This window comes from Pseudomonas sp. KT_2_4, from assembly GCF_041410225.1.
GTDB classification, from domain to species: domain Bacteria; phylum Pseudomonadota; class Gammaproteobacteria; order Pseudomonadales; family Pseudomonadaceae; genus Aquipseudomonas; species Aquipseudomonas paracarnis.
The window spans coordinates 4151615-4170916 of record NZ_CP166962.1; the positions used below are offsets into that span (position 1 = coordinate 4151615).

Consider the following 19302-nt stretch of genomic DNA (forward strand, 5'->3'; position numbering starts at 1 on the left):
CATTATGCCTAGTGCTGCTGTGCAAGACACTCGTGCAATGCGTCTTGCCATTGTGGCTGGCTGACGTGCCATTGCTGTTGCAGGCGCGTGCAGTCCAGGCGCGAGTTCAGCGGGCGCTTGGCGGGGGTCGGGTAGGCGCTGGAAGGAATCGGTTCCAGCTCGGCGCAGGCCTTGCCTTCGGCGCGCAGTTGCTCGCCAATCGCCGCGGCAAAACCGAACCACGAGGTTTCACCCTGGGCAGTGAGGTGGTAAACACCCCAATCCCCTGCCTTACCGGCCTGCCACTGCTCGATCAGCACGCGGGTGCTGTTGGCGATAGTCCCGGCCCAGGTCGGCGCACCGATCTGGTCGGCAACGATGCGCATCTGCGCTTTTTCCTGCAGCAGGCGTTGCATGGTCAGCAGGAAATTCTTGCCATGGCCCGAATAGACCCAGCTGGTACGCAAGATCAGGTACTGGCCGCCAACAGCCGCAATCGCCTGCTCACCCGCCAGCTTGCTCTGGCCGTAGACACCCAATGGGTTCGGCGTGTCGCTTTCGGTGTACGGGGCAGGTTTGGTGCCGTCGAACACGTAGTCGGTCGAGTAGTGAATCAGCGGGATGCCCAGGGCCTTGGCTTCTTCGGCGAGGATGCGGGGGGCGATGGCATTGATGGCGAACGCAGCGTCCGGCTCGCTCTCGGCCAGATCGACGGCGGTGTGGGCCGCCGCGTTGATGATCAGGCCGGGGCGATGGGCGCGCACTTGTTGGCGGATAAGGTCTGCGTTTGCCAGATCAAGCTGGTCGCGGCCCAGGACGATGAGTTCGCCCAGGTCCTGGAGCCGCTGTTGCAGCTCCTGGGAGACTTGGCCGTGTTGGCCGGTGATGAGGATTTTTAGGGAGGCTGTCACGGGAACAGGTCCGCGTCTTTCAGGTTTTTACCGTTTTGATCCTTGGCAGACAAGGTGGGTGGGCCCGCCAACTGCCAATCAATGCTCAGTTCAGGATCGTCCCAGCGAATGCACCGCTCCGCAGACGGTGTGTAGTAATCCGTGGTCTTGTAGAGGAATTCTGCGTATTCGCTGAGTACTACAAAACCGTGGGCGAAGCCCGGTGGAATCCACAGCTGGCGGTTATTTTCGGCCGATAGGCGCACGCTGGCCCATTTGCCGAAATGTGGTGAGCTGCGGCGGATATCCACCGCAACGTCCAGTACCTCTCCGGCGGTCACACGCACCAATTTTCCTTGGGCGTGTTCTACCTGATAGTGAAGGCCTCTCAGCACGCCCTTTTGCGAGCGCGAGTGGTTGTCCTGCACAAACTGCAGTTCCAGACCGCTGGCCTGAGCAAAATCCCGGGCGTTGAAACTTTCATAGAAAAAGCCACGTTCATCGCCAAAAACCTTGGGCTCGATGATCAATACACCGGGCAGTTCAGTGGCGTTCACATTCATTTAGGATTCCCAGCGAGAGAGTACAAGTACTGACCATAGCCGGTCTTGCCAAAGTACTTGGCACGTTCCAGCAGATAGTCACGATCGATCCAGCCGTTTTCGTAGGCGATTTCTTCCAGGCAGGCCACTTTCAAGCCCTGGCGGTGCTCGATGGTCTGAACGTAGGTCGAGGCTTCCAACAGGCTGTCATGGGTGCCGGTGTCGAGCCAGGCGAAACCACGACCGAAGCGTTCAACGTGCAGATCGCCACGCTGGAGGTAGGCATTGTTGACGTCGGTGATCTCCAACTCGCCGCGTGGCGACGGCTTGACCGCCTTGGCGATCTTGATCACGTCGTTGTCGTAGAAGTACAGGCCGGTCACGGCGTAGTGGGACTTAGGCTTAGCCGGTTTTTCTTCGATGGACAGGGCGCGGCCTTCACTATCGAAGTCAATTACACCGAAACGCTCAGGGTCTTTGACCCAGTAACCGAACACGGTAGCGCCTGAGGGGCGTTCCGCCGCAGTGCGCAGCTGCTCGCCGAAATGCTGGCCGTGGAAGATATTGTCCCCCAGGATCAAGCACACAGGGTCATCGCCAATGAACTCTTCGCCGATGATAAACGCCTGGGCCAAGCCATCCGGCGAAGGCTGCTCCGCGTAGGTGAAGCGCACGCCGAATTGGCTGCCATCGCCAAGCAGGTTCTGGTATTGGGGCAAGTCCACTGGTGTGGAGATCACCAGGATGTCCTTAATCCCCGCCAGCATCAGTACCGAGATCGGGTAGTAGATCATCGGCTTGTCATATACCGGCAACAACTGTTTGGACACGCCCAGGGTAATGGGATGCAAACGGGTGCCGGAACCGCCGGCCAATACAATTCCCTTCATCATGCGATCAAATCCTTCACGTCAGTATTGCCCAGTCGTTCACCTTGATAACTGCCGTCCTGGACCCTGCGGCACCATTCCAGGTTATCGAGGTACCACTGCACGGTTTTGCGCAGGCCGGTCTCGAAGGTTTCTTCCGGGACCCAGCCCAGTTCGCGTTCGATCTTGCTGGCGTCGATGGCGTAGCGTTGGTCGTGGCCTGGGCGATCCTTGACGAAGGTGATCAGGTCAGTGAATTTCTCCACGCCGGCTGGGCGTTGCGGCGCCAGTTCTTCCAGCAGGGCGCAGATGCCGCGTACCACGTCGATGTTCTTCTGTTCGTTGTGGCCGCCAATATTGTAGGTTTCGCCCACAACCCCAGTGGTGACCACTGTGAGCAGCGCACGGGCGTGATCCTCGACGAACAGCCAGTCACGCACCTGCAGACCATCGCCATACACCGGCAGTGGCTTGCCCGCCAGGGCATTGAGAATCACCAGCGGGATCAATTTTTCGGGGAAGTGGAACGGCCCGTAATTGTTCGAGCAGTTGGTCAACAGCACCGGCAGGCCATAGGTGCGCTGCCAGGCGCGTACCAGGTGGTCGGACGCCGCCTTGCTCGCGGAATAAGGCGAGCTGGGGGCGTAAGGCGTGGTTTCGGTGAAGAGGTCGTCCACGCCATGCAGGTCGCCATACACCTCATCAGTGGAGATGTGGTGGAAACGGAACGCGCTTTTTGCCGGCTCTGCCAGCTTCTGCCAATAGGCGCGCGTGGCTTCCAGCAGGCTGTAGGTGCCCACGATATTGGTCTGGATAAAATCCGACGGACCGTCAATGGAGCGGTCCACATGGGACTCGGCCGCCAAGTGCATGATCGCATCGGGTTCGAAGCGTGCGAGCACGGCGCTGACGGTGGCCTGGTCGATGATATCGGCCTGGACAAACTCATAGCGGCTGTTGGACGCGATGCTGGTCAGCGACTCGAGGTTGCCGGCGTAAGTCAGCTTGTCCAGGTTGAGCACTTCATGCTCAGTGTGTTGAATCAAGTGCCGGATCAGGGCCGAGCCAATAAATCCGGCACCGCCGGTGATGAGAATGCGCATGTCGAGGGCCTTTTCCTTAGACGGACACTGGGCGAAAGTAGCATAGCTTGAGTTGTGAATCGGGCTGGCGCAAGCACCGTGAGCAGAAGGGGTTGATTAACGCCACAGAACAATGGCGATATAGACGCCTGAAAAAACAAAGGTCGTCACAATGTCGTTAGCCACGTTGACCCACCGTGCCAGCTTGCCTTGCCCACAAGTAACCCCCGAACAGGCAGCACACCTGCTCGAGCGACATTATGGAATGACGGGCAAATTACGCTCATTGGGCAGTCAACAAGATCTCAACTATAGAGTTGACAGCACTCGGGGCCGCTTTGTTCTGAAGATCTGCCGAGGTGACTACGCCGCGGTTGAACTCCAGGCCCAGCATGCGGCCCTCAACAGCCTGGGCACGCATCCCGGCCTGCGCGTGCCCAAGGTCATCCCGACCGTGGAGGGCGAGGATCTACTGACGGTCAACGTCGATGACCAAACCCTGCACCTGCGACTATTGGGCTACATCGACGGCCAGCCCCTGACGCATTTACCCCACCTGAGCCGCACCGTGATCGAAGGCTTTGGTGAGCTGTGCGGGCAGATGAGCCTCGCGCTGGCAGATTTCGAGCACCCTGGCCTTGCGCGCACCCTGCAATGGGACCCGCGCCACGCGCAGGCATTGATCGCCCACCTGCTGGCAACCTTGCCCGACCTGCCGCAGCGTGCTGCTTTGGAGCAGGTGGCCAGGCAGGTCGAGGCGCATGTCCAGCCGTTGGCGGCACACCTGCCGTGGCAAGCGGTGCACATGGATATCACCGATGACAATGTGGTGTGGCAGCGTGATGCCCAGCGGCACTGGCGTATACAAGGCGTGATCGATTTTGGCGATCTGGTGCGTACCTGGCGAGTTGCCGACCTGTCGGTGACCTGCGCGGCGCTGTTGCACCATGCCGACGGTGATCCGTTTGCCCTCTTGCCGGCGATCCAGGCCTGCCACGCTGTCACGCCGTTGCAGCGCGAAGAGTTGGAGGTGTTGTGGCCGTTGATCGTCGCCCGCGCGGCAGTGTTGGTGCTCAGCAGTGAGCAGCAGCAATGCCTGGACCCGGATAACGTTTATCTAAAGAAAAACGCCGAACACGAGTGGGAAATCTTCCATATCGCCACGTCGGTGCCCTTTGAACTCATGCAAGCAGCGATTCTGTGCAGCGTCGGTGAAACATTACCGCCCGTCGCCAACCAAGACTTCGCGCCTTTATTGCCAGGCTTGGTGGGGCGCGAGTTCGCGCTGATCGACCTGGGCGTACTCAGCCCGCATTTCGAGGCTGGCAATTGGGAAACTCCCGGCATCGATCGGCGCTTGCTGGATCAAGCGGCGACGGTGCATGGGCTGGCGGCCAGTCGTTATGGGCAATACCGCTTGTCGCGCACCCGCCCCGACAGTGCGCTAGAGCCCGAGACATTACCCCTGCATGTCGAACTGCACCTGCCTCACGGCACGGTTCTGGAAGCACCCTTTGCGGGAACGCTGCGCGAAGGTGCCGACGGCTTGCTGTGCTTGCACGACAGTGAGCTGAGCCTGCGCCTGTGGGGCGTGCGCACGTCACTCAAGCCCGGCGCAACGCTGGTCAAAGGGCAGGTGCTGGGCGAGGTGCAGGCGCCGTTGACTGTGCAGTTATGCCGCGCCGACCTTGAGCCGCCGCTGTTCTGCACACCTTCCCGGGCGTTGGCGTGGCAGGCGTTGTGCCCGTCGCCCTCGGCGCTGTTGGGCCTGGCCTGTGATGCTGAGCCCGAACTGGACCCGCAGGCCCTGCTGGCCCGGCGGGATGCCAGCTTTGCCCGCTCCCAGAAGCACTACTACGCCGACCCACCGCGTATCGAGCGCGGCTGGCGTAACCACCTGATCGATATGCAGGGCCGATCCTACCTCGACATGCTCAACAACGTGGCCGTGCTGGGCCATGGCCACCCGCGCATGGCTGAGGTGGCGGCTCGGCAATGGTCGTTGCTCAACACCAACTCGCGCTTTCACTATGCGGCAATTGCCGAGTTCTCCGAGCGCCTGCTGGCGTTGGCGCCACAGGGCATGGACCGGGTGTTCCTGGTCAACAGCGGCACGGAGGCCAATGACCTGGCGATTCGTTTGGCCTGGGCCTACAGCGGCGGGCGCGACATGCTCAGCGTGCTGGAGGCCTACCACGGCTGGTCGGTGGCGGCGGATGCCGTGTCCACCTCGATTGCCGATAACCCCCAGGCCTTGAGCAGCCGCCCGGATTGGGTACACCCGGTGACCGCGCCCAATACTTACCGCGGTGAATTCCGCGGGCCGGACAGCGCGCCGGACTATGTACGAAGTGTTGAGCATAACCTGGCGAAAATCGCCGCGAGCCAGCGTCAATTGGCCGGGTTTATCTGTGAACCGGTGTACGGCAACGCCGGTGGCATCTCCCTGCCAGCGGGTTACCTGCAACAGGTGTATGGCTTGGTGCGTGCCCAGGGGGGCGTGTGCATCGCCGATGAAGTGCAGGTGGGTTACGGCCGCATGGGGCATTTCTTCTGGGGGTTTGAACAGCAGGGTGTGGTGCCTGACATCATTACCATGGCCAAGGGCATGGGCAACGGCCAGCCGTTGGGCGCAGTGATTACCCGCCGAGAGATTGCCGAGGCGCTGGAGGCCGAGGGTTACTTCTTCTCGTCATCGGGAGGCAGCCCGGTCAGTTGCCGGATCGGCATGGCAGTGCTGGACGTGATGGAAGAGGAAAAGCTGTGGGAAAACGCCCAAGTGGTAGGCGGGCATTTCAAGGCACGACTGGAGGAATTGATTGATCGCCATCCACTCGTCGGTGCCGTGCACGGTTCGGGCTTCTATCTGGGCCTTGAACTGGTGCGTGATCGCCACACCCTGGAACCTGCGACGGCAGAAACCGCCTTGTTGTGTGATCGCCTGCGGGAGCTGGGGATTTTCATGCAACCTACCGGTGATTATCTGAATATCCTCAAAATCAAGCCGCCGATGGTGACGTCCAGGCGCAGCGTGGACTTCTTTGTGGACATGCTGTCCAAAGTGCTGGATGAACAACTGTGATTTATCGATTGTTATCGGCTATTTTTTGCAGACCCGAGCACCTATCATGTTTTTAGTCTGTTAAAGCCGATTTTTATCCATTATAAAGTTGCCCTTCACCCCATTCGGAGCCCTGATCGCCATGACCACCTTGCACAGCACACCTCGCGCCGATGGCTTTCATATGCCTGCCGAATGGGCGCCCCAGACCCAGACCTGGATGATCTGGCCCGAGCGCCCAGACAACTGGCGCCTGGGCGGTAAGCCTGCGCAGGCGGCCCATGTGGCGGTGGCCAAGGCTATCGCACGTTTTGAGCCGGTGACCGTCGCGGTCTCCGCCAGCCAGTACGAAAACGCCCGTGCCCGCCTGGACGTACCCAATATCCGCCTGGTGGAAATGTCCAATGACGACGCGTGGGTTCGCGACACCGGCCCGACTTTCGTGATCAACGGCAGTGGTGAAGTACGGGGTGTGAACTGGGACTTCAACGCCTGGGGTGGTTTTGACGGCGGCCTGTATTCCCCGTGGAACCGCGATTCCCAAGTGGGAGGCAAGATCCTCGAGATGGAGCGCGCACCGCGTTACCGCACTGAAGGCTTCGTGCTTGAAGGCGGTTCGATTCATGTCGACGGCGAAGGCACCCTGATCACCACCGAAGAATGCCTGTTGAACCGCAACCGCAACCCACACCTTGATCGTGCGGCTATTGAGGCGGTGCTCAGCGATAACCTGGCTGTGGATAAGATCATCTGGTTGCCGGATGGCCTGTTCAACGACGAAACCGACGGCCATGTGGATAACTTCTGCTGCTACGTGCGCCCGGGCGAAGTGTTGCTGGCCTGGACCGATGACCCGCAAGACCCGAACTACCCACGCTGCCACGCAGCCATGGACGTGCTGCAAAGCAGCACCGATGCCCAGGGCCGCTCGTTCATCGTGCATAAAATGCCGATCCCGGGTCCGCTGTATGCCACTGAGGAGGAATGCGCCGGGGTAGACCTGGTTGAGGGCAGCCAGGAGCGTAATCCGACCGTGCGGTTGGCCGGTTCCTATGTCAACTTCCTGATCGTCAACGGCGGCATCATCGCGCCGAGCTTCGATGACCCGTTGGACGACCAGGCCAAGCAGATCCTGCAGAACCTTTTCCCACAGCATGAAGTGGTGATGGTGCCGGGCCGCGAACTGTTACTGGGTGGGGGCAATATCCATTGCCTGACCCAGCAGCAGCCAGCTCCGCAGCGAAAGTGAGTGCAGTTGTAACAGCGCCTTGATGGCGTACGAGCACCGCGCGTTTGCAGTGTTCCCCGCAAGCCCGCGACCCAGCCCGGTCGCGGGCTTTTTCATGCCTGTATGCCAATGAACAGGGCACATTGGCATAGCTCTTGTATCGCTTTGGTTACAGTGGCCCAAGGGGGATGACCGCGTAGTTCTGTCACAAACCTTGAGTAAGTTAGCCGCTCACGCAGCAGGAGAGAGCGCTGAAATGAATGCCGATGTCCACCTGATGAACACGCGTACGTTCCACCCTTTGCGGGTCGACGGTGACGCCATCCATGCGTTGGCCCTTTGGTTGAAGGCGAACGGCTCGCGACAGGCCAGGCAAGCGTCTGACTTGCGCAGTGTGATGAGTGAGCGCTACCCGTTGGGGTTGTTCACGGAGGATGAAGTGCAGGCGTTGTGCGAGGTAATGAGCAACTAAAGAACACCTGAAACCAACTGTGGGAGCTGGCTTGCCTGCGATGGCGGTGGTTCAGTTAAACATTCAGTGACTGGCACACCGCTTTCGCGGGCAAGCCCGCTCCCACAGGGATCTGCGCCAGGCGCTGATGTTGTGGGCACTACCTAACCAGTGTGGGAGCTGGCTTGCCTGCGATGGCGGTGGTTCAGTTAAACATTCAGTGACTGGCACACCGCTTTCGCGGGCAAGCCCGCTCCCACAGGGATCTGCGCCAGGCGCTGATGTTGTGGGCAATGCCTAACCAGTGTGGGGGCTGGCTTTGTTTCACATGAGGCGTGTCAGAAGCTGTAGGTACCGGTGACCACCAGGCTTCGCGGCTCCCCCGGTTGAATCTGCGCCGCACTGGTCGCCGAGGCGTAGTAGTTTTTGTCGGCAATATTGTTCAGCGCCGCCCTCACGTCCCACTCTTTCTGACGGAACCCGGCCAGCGCGTCCCAGCGGCCATAACCCGGCAACACCACGGTGTTGAGGTTGTCGGCATATCGATCACCCACCAGGGTCAAACCGGTTTCCGCGTACCAGCCCATCTGCGGTTTCCAGGTGATGAACAGGCTGGCGTTGCGCTTGGCCACGTCGCTGATTCGTTTGCCTTCAAAGCCATTGTTGTCCTTCTCGACCTTGGCGTCCTGCAGGCCCACGCCGCCGCGCACATACCAGTTGTCGACGATCTTGCCGGTGGCGGTCAGCTCCACGCCGCGTGAGCGTTGCTCGCCGGTGAGCAGCGTAATGGTGCGGTCCAGCGGGTCGCTGGTGCGGCGGTTGTAGAGTTCCAGTTCGTACACGGCCAGGGTGGTGCTCAGGCGTTCGTCGAACCAGTCGCTCTTCACGCCGATTTCCTTTTGCTTGGTCAGCTCCGGGCTCAGGTCGTTGGCGTTGCCGGTGGCGTTCGGCGTGATGCCGATCAGGCCGCCGCCGGCTGGTGTGAAGGTCTTGCTCCACGAAGCATAGAACGAGTGGTGTTCCAGGGGCGTCCACACCAGGCCGACCCGCGGGCTGGTGCTGTGGCTTTTCACGTTCTGTTGGATGTCGAGCAGCTTGTTGGTGGTGTCCACTTCGAAACGGTCGTAACGCAGCCCGCCCAGCAGTTGCCACTGGTCGCTCAGGCGCAGTTGGTCCTGCACATACAGGGCGCGGCTTTCGACTTCGGTGTGGTTGTTACTCGACAGTCGCATGCTCCCGGTGTGGCTCAGGCGGCGATTGGGTTGGTTGAGGTCCAGGCTCGGCACTGTTCTGCCATCCCGAGCGGAGTACAGCTTCGGATCGCGGCGCTGGCTGCCCAGCTCAATACCGGTGAGCAGGCGGTGTTCCAGGCCAAAGGTGTCGAAACCGCCTTCCAGTTCCAGGTTGTTGAACACGTTGCGGGTGGTCAGGTCCTGCTGCCAGTGTTGGCGGGTGACGCTGTTGGTTTTCGGGTCATAGCCGGTCTGGTAGGTATTGTCGAAATCACTGTCGAGCTTGAACACGCCGAGGGTGTGGCGCAGTTGCCAGTCGGCGTTGAGCTCGTAGGCGAGTTTGGAACGCAGGGACTGGGATTTATCGTCGATGTAATCGCCGTGATCAAAGTAAGTGGTGCTGCGGCTCACATCCGCCGGGCGCCCGTTGACGCCCGGAATGCCACGGTCTGGGGTGCGGTTGTAACGGCTGTATTCGTATTGCACCAGCCAGTTCAGCTCTGGAGTGAGCTGCCAGCTTATTGACGGCGCGAACAACTGGCGGTTGCCGCTGACGCCATCGCGAAAGCTGTTGTTATCCTGGTTGCCCATGTTCAGGCGCAGGCTGATGTTGTCGGTGGGGTCGGTGCTCAGGTCGGCATACAGGCTGCGCAAATCGTTGCTGCCGCCTTGGGCTTCGATGCTGGATTTTTGCCCTGGGGTTGGCATTTTGCTCACCCGGTTGACGATGCCGCCCTGGCCGCCTCGCCCGTAAAGCACCGCAGCCGGCCCCTTGAGTACTTCGATACGCTCGATGTTATGCAGGTCGCGCACGTACTGGCTGTCGTCGCGAATGCCATCCAGATAGAAGTCATTGCTGGCGTCGAAACCACGTATGCGCAGGCTGTCGAAGCGTGTATCGGCGCCGCTGCTGACGTTGGGGATACCGCTCAACGCCTGGCCCAGCTCGTTGGTGCCATAGGAGCGCAGGCTTTCGGTTTTGACTGAGTCGATCGCCTGGGGCACATAGCGAACAGCCGTCGCGGTGCGTGTGGCGGTGCTGGTCTCCTTGACCCGTGGGTCGTCTTCGTCTGCTTCCACACTGATCGAGGTTTCAGGCAAGACCGTGGCCGCACCGGCAAAACCGGCAGACAGCAGAACAGAGAGCCCAAGGGAGAGGGGCGTCAGGCGAGGGGCAGGCATGGGAGCGTATCCAAATGACGTGGCAGGAAAATTGTGCGCGAATGGTAATGCTTTGCATTTGCGCGTGTTATCTATTCCCTAACGTCCGCTCTGTCGGATTTGTTACTTAATGTGTTTCGAGGGGGATTCAAGGCGCTTTTCAGGCTTTCATCCCTGCGCCTCCGCTCGCCGCTTAGACGAATATCGCCTAAATACAGACGATTCACGAAATTGACACATAGTTCAACGCCCGCATAGGATTGCGCCCAACGCCTGTGGCTAACCACCATGACTAATCCCAATAAAAAAGGCCTGCGGCAGTTCAGTCGTCCGCGGGCCTTCTTTTTGCCGGCAAAGTCGACACCAGAAAAAGCAATAGGAGCCTGGTGTCACAGCGCGTACTCAACCCGTAATAAGGAATATAAGAAAATGTTGAAGCAACGGATGAGTCTGATCGCTCTGGGGATTTTGAGCGCATCGACAGCAATGGCAAACGACCAGGAGCAATCCAAGGGTTTCGTTGAAGACAGCCACCTGAACATCGCAGCACGTAACGCCTACATCAGCCGTGACTACAAAAACGGCAAGCAGGACAAAGCTGAATGGGGCCAAGGCTTCATCGGCAAGTTCGAGTCCGGCTTCACCCAAGGCACCGTGGGTGTGGGTGTGGATGTGATTGGCCAATACGCTATCCGCCTGGACGGTGGTAAAGGTCGCGCTGGCGCCGGCGGTATCGACTTCTTCAAGCAGGGCAACGGCACTCTTGATGACAACGGCAAGCCAAACCCAGGCTCGGCACCGCACGACCTGGCCAAAGGCGGCGCTGCCGTTAAGTTCCGCGTTTCCAACACTGTACTCAAGTACGGTGATCAGTTCCCGGCTGTGCCTGTGCTGCAGTACGACAACTCTCGCCTGTTGTCGGAAACCTACACCGGTACTTCGATCGTCTCTAAAGAAATCGCCGGTCTGCAATTGGACGCGGGTCATTTCACTAAAGAAGCGCGCAAGAGCATGGAAGGCACCGACAGCGGCCGCCTGAAAAGCATCGACTATATCGGTGGTAGCTACAAATTCACCGAGAGCCTGTCGGCTGCCCTTTACGCCTCCGACATGCAGGACGTGTTGAAGAAGCAATACGTCAACGTCAACTACGTGCTGGCCTTGCCGCAGCAGCAGTCGCTGACGTTTGACTTCAATGGCTACAAGACCAAGCTGGATCGCAGCTTCGCCTTGGAAAACCAAAAAGACGCTGACGCGCGCGACAACAAAATCTGGAGCCTGGGCGCCACGTGGGCCGTTGGCCCGCACAGCTTCACCATCGCTCACCAGCGCAGCACCGGTGACACTGGCTACCTGTACGGCGGCTACCGCAACGCCGGCGGTATCGGCGACGGCGGCAATACCATCTTGCTGGCCAACTCCTACTGGTCCGACTTCAACGGCAAGGACGAGCGCTCCTGGCAAGCAGGTTACGGCATCGACTTCGCCACCTTCGGCGTACCGGGCCTGACCTACAACATTGCCTACGTGCGCGGTACCAACATCGACGACGGTACCAACCGTGGCGATGGTACCGAGCGTGAAATCTGGAACCAGTTCAAGTACGTGGTACAGAGCGGCCCAGCCAAAGACCTGAGCCTGCGTGCTCGTGCCTCGTGGTTGCGCGTTTCCAACAACGCCAGCGAGTACAACGTAGGCGGTAACGAAATCCGTCTGTTCGCCGACTACCCGATCAACGTTTTCTAATTGATCGAATGTCGTGCCTGATGCCAGGCCATAAAAAACCCCGACTGGTTCGGGGTTTTTTTATGCCTGGAGGCTGCTACCTAGGCCTTGGCTGGCGCGAGTTTCTTGCAGTTTTCCTTGCGTGTCGGGTACTGCTCGCACTTGCGCAACACCGTTTGCACCTGCTGCGCATTCTGCAGTTGCTGGTTGGCCAGCAGCTTTTCGGTAATAAACAGTTCCTCCGAGCCCAGGTTGCGTTCTGCCTTGTCGATCATCGCCAGTGCCGATTGCCCGTCACCGCGTTTGAGGTGGTAGCTGATCATCAAGTCATAGGTGGAAGGCCCGGCCAGGGACCAGTCCTTGATCGCCTGCAACTCTTTCACCGCTTCGCTGTTTTTGCCTTGGGCCAGGCGCACAGTATAGGCAGTGCGCCGAATGCTCGGCTGGTCTTTTACCGGCGAAGCCAGGGCCTTGCGGATGAAAGCGTCAGCGTCTGGCACCTTGTTTTTCTCCAGGGCATCAATCGCGAAGTATGCGTCTTTATAGCCCTGCAAAGCCTTCGCGACCTGGGGCGTGCTCTTCATTTTCGCCCAGCTTTGCGGGTTGACCCGGGCGCGGCGTTCCTGGCGATATTCGCGTTGCAAGTACTGGCGCAGCTCGGTGTCGCGGTCCATGGCCGACATATGTGAGCGGTTGAAATATTGGCTGGTCGCGGTGAGGCCGGTGGTCAAGCCATCCTTGACCAGCACGTCCAGCTCTTTGGTGAACTGGTTGAGATTGAACTGCTGCAGCGAATCCTGCATGGCATTCTTGCGCGCGGTGAGGAACCCCGTGAGCAAGGGTTTCTGCTTGCCTTGGAAGTCGTTGAGGCGTTCCAGGCTATGGGTGGCGGCTCGCGGCGCGTAACCGGCGCGGATCATCAAGTCGGTGCCCAGCAAGTCGGCTTGGTCTTCCTGGCTGCGGCCCCAGGCGGTGCTCCATACCTGATCGGAAAAGGTATTGGCCAGGGCGGTGTACAGCACGGTATTACCGATGGTCTTCTGGGTGCCGGCCGGGTCTTTACTGAACAGTTTCATCGTACCGGAGCTGCGGTCCACGCCCGTATCGGCAGCCATGGTGGCCAAGGCGACCGTGGAGGCGACGGTGGTGAACATGTCTTTCTGCTGCTGGAAAGCGGCCATGCGGTCATGGTGATGCAGCAATACGTGGCTCATTTCATGGCCCAGCATCGCGGCGATTTCATCTTCACTGGCGACGTTGTCCAGCATGCCCAGCGGCACGAACAGATTGCCGTAAGGGTCTGCCGACGGCCCGAAGCCATAGCTGTCGGTGATCTTCACCTGCAGCGGCGGCAACTCCCCCGGCCAGCCTTTGGACAAGCGCGTGACAATGCCCTGCAGGTAGGCTTGCAGCATGGGGATATCCACCAGGTTCTGCTGGCGCGCTTCAGCGGCCGGCACCGCACGCCCGTCGTAGCTCAGGCGCTGTTTGCTCTGGCGTTGTGGGTCGAGCTTGTAATACTGGCGTACGTCGCTGTTGTCCACGTAATGGCCCTGAACCCGGGACTGGGTCGAGGGCCCCACCAGGTTCAGAAATGCCTGGTCTGCGCCTTTCAAGGTGGCGCAACCACTGAGCACCGAACTGGCCAACAGGCTGGCTGCTACTAGATATCCCTTCACCGCAACGCTCCTTTTATTGATTGCAGCCGGCACCAAAACCGATGGTGGAGTTGTTGCGGCTGTCCTTGGCCTGGCTTTTGGTCAGGCCCTGGCAGGGCAGGTCCACGACGTTCAGCGGTGGCTCGATGCGCAGGTCCATGGTGTCCAGCCACACCTTCTGGCCTGCCAGTTCTACCTGCACCAGGTCCAGCGCCTGGTTGTACTGCAACACCGGCAGGGGCTGGGTGGGCGCGTCCTTTTTCGCCAGCTCACGTTGTTGCTTGCCTTGCTCGTCCAGTACGGTCACCGGGTCGGCGAGGAACGCCTTGATACTGTGGGTTTCTGCCCAGGCGCCCTGGGTGAAGAGGGCGGCGAGCAAGACGATGAGGCTTCTGTTCATCCTTGGTTTCCTTGAGTCAGATAGCAGAGCGGTGCACTCGGCGATCGCGGTCGAAGAAGGCTTCGATCCGCTCGCTGAACAGCACCAACGACAGCAACACAATGCCCAGCACGTTGACCGGGGTGATGTCATTGAGGCTCAGCAACACACTGACCCCCGCCAACATCGACATCACCAACAGCCACGACGGGCACGGCGAGGTAAAAAACCAGATTTCCTGGCGACGCCACCGGCTCCAGGGGCGATGGCCCGCCAGGCGACGTGCGTGCAGCGCCTTGAGCACGGCGATCAACGCCAGCAGCCCGAGCTCCAGCAGGTCCAGCCAATTGAACGGCAGGTGGGGGAAATTGGCCGGTTCATGGTCGTAGTCCATGCCCGTATTGATCAGGTTGTCCAGCGCCATGGCGTGCAGGTAAACGCCGGGGAGTTGGCCGTGCACCGGCGACTCCACCAAGTCCCCTGTCGAGGCGATATTGGCGCCCACCAACACCAGGCGGTCGCGCAGCAATTCGGCGACCAGTGCCTGGTCGTCGGGGTCGCTGACTTCCAGATCACTGGCCGACAACGTCAGCGTGTACGGGCAGCGCGCCTGGGCCGAGTCATCGAGTTTCCAGAACACCGCCTGGAAGAACTGCGCCACCCCATCCAGCAAAAAATGCCGTGCCGGCGCGCAGTGGCGGATATCGGCAATACGCGCCTGCTCGGGTGCCAGCTTCAGCCCCCATTGCACCGCGATGGGCTGGCGCTGAGCAGCGGTTTGCGCATCCACCGGCGGCGGCTTGCAGTGCTGCGTGGCGCAGAACACCCGGTACAGCGACATGGCAGGGGTTTCCAACAACCCTGCCTGTGTCTTCATCGCCAGTGGATATTTGTCATCCACGCCTTCCCACACCACCAGGGCCGGCTGGCTCACCTGCATAAACGGCGCCAGCGTATTCGCCTGGCCCGCCTCTGCGCGCATCAACCCCGTATTGGCCAGCCACAGCGGGATGCCTTGGCGCTGATAACGCTCAAACACATTCGCCAGCAACTGACTGCCCCGCGCAGGGTCACCGAACGAGTGGTCGTGGCTATAAAGCAAATCCACAAACACCGCCTGGGGCTTGTACGCCAGCAAGCGCTTGAACAACTTGCTCTGCTCGCCATAAGGCATGGGCCACGAACTGTTATTGCGCATCAGGTAGGCATCATCAATCAACACCACCGCCACCCGCTGCTGCCCAAGGCTCGGGTAGTGACTGGCAAACATGCGATTGAGCCACTGCGCCGACGCCTTGTCGCTGGAACTGGCCAGGCCGAAAGGATCAAGAATCGCCAGCAACACGATGATGACCGCCAGCCAATAGCGGCGGTATTTGAATAGCGGGGGTTTGGACAACATCCATGTCTCGATAAAAACGCAAGCAAGGCGGGGTTTTTAACGGAGTGGGGAGGGGGTGTCAATTGGAAAAGTGGCTAAGTGCCATATCGCGATGGGCGCATGGATCGTCATTCGTAAAAAAGCCCGGGCGTGTCCAGGCCGGGGTTTTATTCCGTGGGCTTCGGGCGGCCAGCCTAGGCACCACATCACTTCGCTATTGCTCAACGTTCCTGGGCTATTCAATCATCACCTCCCTCATCTCCTGGAAATAGGAGTGCGAAAAGGCAGTCTTTGTATTTGCCACCCTGGTAGTCGGTTGATTTGTCGATCTCACCGCGATGAGGCTTGCGCTGCAGGATGGCAAGGTGTGGACAGGATGTGGACATGCGGAAACAACAAAGCCTCCACATTTCTGTGGAGGCTTTGTTTTGTATGGTGCCGGCACCAGGAGTCGAACCCGGGACCTACTGATTACAAGTCAGTTGCTCTACCAACTGAGCTATACCGGCGTGTTAGGGCGACGATTATAGCGATTGGAAAGGTTCTGTAAACCCCTGAATTCTGACTATTTTTGCAAAGTCGGAGGTTTCTCGCGATTAGGGCGTTTTCCCCGTGTCTTCACAGGTTGAAGAGCGCGTGCAAAGTACGGGTCCAACTCCATGCAGTAGACGAGATCGATAGGGTTCAAGCATCCCTTGGACAGACCCCCTCGTAACCTGATGCACAACGGGCTTTACCCCTTGCCAAACGCGCCAAACAGCCCGCACAAAGAGCCCGTTATGCGCCTGGCGCCAGATGCTTATGCACAATCGGTTGGTAACGGTTGTCCCGAAACAGCCATTTTGCGCAGCAGTTCTCAACACGCTGCAACTACCTGTTTTGTGTGCATTTTATTTTGTGAACAAAAAATAACCAGGCCGGCTTTGGGTGTGAAGTGCCTATATCTAGGGCCTCTGCAAACTATTCATCAACAGAGTTATCCACAAGGCGCTTGTAGGTTTTTTTGCCCTTTATTCGCGCTCGGCCAGCACCATCAGGTTGCGAGGGGTCAACGATGGTTCGCAGAAGCTGCCGACCTCGACGTTGTAGCCCTGTTCCACCATGAACAGTGCTCGGTCCAATACCAACCACAGTTCCAATGGGCGTCGAAACAAGCCTCTCACTAACTCAAGGTTGCGCACTTCGGCCAGGCGCTGCCAGCCGTGGGCTTCCAGGGCCTGCCAGTCCTGAACACCTGTGGATAAGCCCTTGAGGCTCGCCAGTTCCTGGCAGTAGTCGGCAAAGGATTTATCCAGCCAACTGGCGGGCAGGGAAGGTGTTGGCAGGTAGTCGTCGCAGCCGCGCACTTGCCGCTGTAGTTGGTCAAAGCCCAGGCGCCTGGCCATGGAGGTGTCTCGTTGTTGGCGTACACGGTTGCCGGCGGTGACGGTTTCGCTCAGGGGCAGGCCCAGGTCATCAATCGACAGTTGCAGCAGTGAGGCGCGCCCGGCGGCGGAGACGGCCTGATAACGGTCGGCGGTGATGCGGTTGTAGCAGCAGGGCGCCAGGGCCAGTTGTTTGCAGCCGGCGGCGCTGGCCAGTTGCAGCAGGCGCACATGCAGGTCGCCGCAGGCATGCAGGGCGACCGGTGTGTGTTCGGGCTGGATCGCGACATCCGCCATGACGTCTTGGAGGTGATGGGTTGCGTGGAGGTCGTGGCGATCACTCAAGGCTTGGCCGGAGGCGATGAGGGCGGGGTCGTACTCCAGGCAGGTCAGTTGTTGACCGGGTTGCAGCAGGCGACGGCCGAGGTGGCCTTTGCCGGCGCACCAGTCCAGCCAGTGGGCAGGCGTTTGGGCAAAAGTCAGCGCGGCGCCGAAGGCTTCGATCTGTTGCCATTTGCGCCCTGGCACGTCGACATTCAGGCGATGGCGAGCGGGCTCAAGGGTGTGCGTGGGTAACTTATCCACAGCGCCGAGGCGCAGCGCGTGAGCGGCCAGCTGTGGAAACGGTGCGGGCGCGGGCAGGTTGTGGGGTTGGTTATGACTGGCTTCAGCTTCGGCCAGCGAGCGCTGACGCAACCACCGGGATAATTCCGGATGCTCGGTTTCCCAGGGCAACTGCAACTGGGTAAAGGGCCGTGGTCGCCACAGCCCTTGGTGCTCGATCAGGAATGCATCCAGTGCCTGGAAGCGTGCCTCAACGTCCTTGGCACGCATCGACGCGCAGCCATTTTTCCAGCAGTTTGAAGCCGCGCACCAGCACGTAGGCCATCAGCAGGTAGAACAACCCCGCAGCGAAGAAAATCTCCACCGGCAGGTAAGTGCGCGCAATGATGGTGCGCGCCATGCCGGTCAGTTCCAGCAGGGTCACGGTGCTGGCCAGGGCGCTGGCCTTGAGCATCAGGATCACTTCATTGCTGTAGGCCGGCAGGCCGATGCGCGAGGCGCGAGGCAGAATGATGTAGAACAGCGTCTTGGGCTTGGACATGCCCAGGGCCCGTGCCGCTTCGATTTCTCCCGGCGGGATGGCCTGGATCGCACCGCGCAGGATCTCGGCGATATAGGCGGCGGTGTGCAGGGTCATAGTGGCGGTGGCGCACCAGAACGGGTCGCGCAGGTACGGCCACATGAAGCTGTTGCGCACGGCGTCGAACTGCGCCAGGCCGTAATACACCAGGAACAACTGCACCAGCAGCGGCGTGCCACGGAAGAAGAAAATGTAGCCGTAGGGCAGGGCGCTCACGTACCAGCGGCGCGAAGAGCGGGCGATGCCCAGAGGGATCGCCAGCAGCAGACCGGCGATCACGGCGATTGCCACCAGCTCCAGGGTCAAGGTTGCGCCCTGGGCCAACTTCGGCAGCCACTTGATGATCACGGCCCAGTTCAGGCCCAGGTCAAAGTGCGATAGCCAGTTGTAGTCGCCGCTCATTGGGTGCTCCTTGCAAAGCCGCGGGCGGCGCGTTTTTCCAGGAAGTGCATGCTGGTCATCGCCAGTACGGTCAGGCCCAGGTACATGAATGCGGCGACCATGAAGAAGGTGAAGGGTTGCTTGGTCACGGTCACGCCGATTTGCGCGTGGCGCATGATTTCTTCCAGGCCGATTACCGACACCAGCGCGGTGTCTTTCATCAGGATCATGAACAGGTTACCCAGGCCCGGCAGGGCGATACGCCACATTTGCGGCATGATCAGCCGGGTGAAAATCCGAAACTTCGACAGCCCCAACGCCACACCGGCTTCGCGGTGGCCCTTGGGAATGGCGAGGATCGCGCCGCGGAACACTTCCGTTGCGTAGGCGCCGAAGCACAGGCCCAGGGCGATGACGCCAGCGGCGAAGGCGCTCAGGGACAAGTCTGGGTTTCCGAAGAACTCACCCAGGGCACGCATCAGATTGACGGTGCCGAAGTAAATCAGCAGCACCCACAGTAATTCGGGAATACCGCGAACGATGGTCGAATACGCACCGCCCAGCCATTGCAGCGGCTTGTACGGCGAAGTCTTGGCCAAGGCGCCGGCAAGGCCGAGCACCAGCCCCAGGCACAGGGCCGTGAGCGCCAGTTTGACGGTCATCAGCGCGCCGGCGGCGAGCGCCGGGCCGAATCCGTAGAGATCGAAATTCATGGTGTTTTCATATCGCGGCAGGCATTGCTAAAAGCCAGCGCGCTCGCAGGAGCGCGCCGGGC

General features: G+C 60.0%; 15 protein-coding genes and 1 tRNA gene. 4 read left to right on the plus strand and 12 right to left on the minus strand.

Annotated features, from left to right (window positions below):
• Window positions 1-8: 8 nt before the first annotated feature.
• The 4 genes from rfbD to rfbB are packed head-to-tail and all read right to left on the minus strand — an operon-like array spanning window position 9 to window position 3383.
• Complete coding sequence (rfbD, locus tag AB9N64_RS19140; protein WP_014716490.1) at window positions 9-890, minus strand: dTDP-4-dehydrorhamnose reductase; 882 nt, start codon at window positions 888-890, stop codon at window positions 9-11.
• Window positions 887-1432, minus strand: a complete 546-nt coding sequence (gene rfbC, locus AB9N64_RS19145) for a dTDP-4-dehydrorhamnose 3,5-epimerase (protein WP_103451978.1) — start codon at window positions 1430-1432, stop codon at window positions 887-889. The genes rfbD and rfbC overlap by 4 nt, the downstream gene beginning before the upstream one ends.
• On the minus strand, window positions 1429-2304 hold the full coding sequence (gene rfbA / locus AB9N64_RS19150; protein WP_014716492.1) for a glucose-1-phosphate thymidylyltransferase RfbA: 876 nt from the start codon (window positions 2302-2304) through the stop codon (window positions 1429-1431). Before rfbA ends, rfbC begins: the two co-directional genes overlap by 4 nt.
• Window positions 2301-3383: a dTDP-glucose 4,6-dehydratase gene (gene rfbB / locus AB9N64_RS19155; RefSeq protein WP_014716493.1), complete on the minus strand. Its 1083-nt coding sequence runs from the start codon at window positions 3381-3383 to the stop codon at window positions 2301-2303. The genes rfbA and rfbB overlap by 4 nt, the downstream gene beginning before the upstream one ends.
• 151 nt (window positions 3384-3534) lie before the next feature.
• Between rfbB and AB9N64_RS19160 the strand changes: the two genes are divergently transcribed.
• From AB9N64_RS19160 to AB9N64_RS19170, 3 genes are all read left to right on the plus strand, one after another.
• Entirely contained in the window at window positions 3535-6444 is a 2910-nt protein-coding gene (locus tag AB9N64_RS19160) for an aminotransferase (RefSeq protein ID WP_122365665.1), read from the plus strand.
• 121 nt (window positions 6445-6565) lie between these two features.
• A complete protein-coding gene (gene aguA / locus AB9N64_RS19165) occupies window positions 6566-7672 on the plus strand; it encodes an agmatine deiminase (protein WP_019817883.1) in 1107 nt (368 codons plus the stop codon).
• A gap of 235 nt (window positions 7673-7907) precedes the next feature.
• Window positions 7908-8123, plus strand: a complete 216-nt coding sequence (locus tag AB9N64_RS19170) for a hypothetical protein (protein WP_014716496.1) — start codon at window positions 7908-7910, stop codon at window positions 8121-8123.
• A gap of 317 nt (window positions 8124-8440) precedes the next feature.
• Here AB9N64_RS19170 and AB9N64_RS19175 read toward each other — a convergent pair whose 3' ends face one another.
• On the minus strand, window positions 8441-10516 hold the full coding sequence (locus AB9N64_RS19175) for a TonB-dependent receptor (RefSeq protein WP_371359610.1): 2076 nt from the start codon (window positions 10514-10516) through the stop codon (window positions 8441-8443).
• A gap of 408 nt (window positions 10517-10924) precedes the next feature.
• Here AB9N64_RS19175 and AB9N64_RS19180 point away from each other — a divergent pair, with 408 nt between their 5' ends.
• Window positions 10925-12241: an OprD family porin gene (locus tag AB9N64_RS19180; RefSeq protein WP_014716498.1), complete on the plus strand. Its 1317-nt coding sequence runs from the start codon at window positions 10925-10927 to the stop codon at window positions 12239-12241.
• An 80-nt stretch (window positions 12242-12321) separates the two neighbouring features.
• Here the strand turns inward: AB9N64_RS19180 and AB9N64_RS19185 are convergent, their stop codons facing one another.
• The 7 genes from AB9N64_RS19185 to AB9N64_RS19215 form a co-directional block, all read right to left on the minus strand.
• Window positions 12322-13899 (minus strand): M48 family metallopeptidase, encoded by a 1578-nt coding sequence (locus tag AB9N64_RS19185; protein WP_032901798.1) that lies wholly within the window; start codon window positions 13897-13899, stop codon window positions 12322-12324.
• A gap of 13 nt (window positions 13900-13912) precedes the next feature.
• Window positions 13913-14278, minus strand: a complete 366-nt coding sequence (locus AB9N64_RS19190; protein ID WP_014716500.1) for a hypothetical protein — start codon at window positions 14276-14278, stop codon at window positions 13913-13915.
• A 16-nt stretch (window positions 14279-14294) separates the two neighbouring features.
• Entirely contained in the window at window positions 14295-15659 is a 1365-nt protein-coding gene (locus AB9N64_RS19195; protein ID WP_014716501.1) for a CHASE2 domain-containing protein, read from the minus strand.
• Window positions 15660-16071: 412 nt separating this feature from the next.
• Window positions 16072-16147 (minus strand) — tRNA-Thr (locus tag AB9N64_RS19200).
• Window positions 16148-16648: 501 nt separating this feature from the next.
• Window positions 16649-17836 carry a methyltransferase gene (locus tag AB9N64_RS19205; RefSeq protein ID WP_371359611.1) on the minus strand — a complete coding sequence of 396 codons (1188 nt, stop codon included), beginning with the start codon at window positions 17834-17836 and terminating at the stop codon, window positions 16649-16651.
• Window positions 17817-18506, minus strand: a complete 690-nt coding sequence (locus tag AB9N64_RS19210) for an ABC transporter permease (protein ID WP_032803763.1) — start codon at window positions 18504-18506, stop codon at window positions 17817-17819. Before AB9N64_RS19210 ends, AB9N64_RS19205 begins: the two co-directional genes overlap by 20 nt.
• 38 nt (window positions 18507-18544) lie before the next feature.
• Entirely contained in the window at window positions 18545-19240 is a 696-nt protein-coding gene (locus tag AB9N64_RS19215; protein ID WP_005783890.1) for an ABC transporter permease, read from the minus strand.
• Between the last annotated feature and the right edge of the window lie 62 nt (window positions 19241-19302).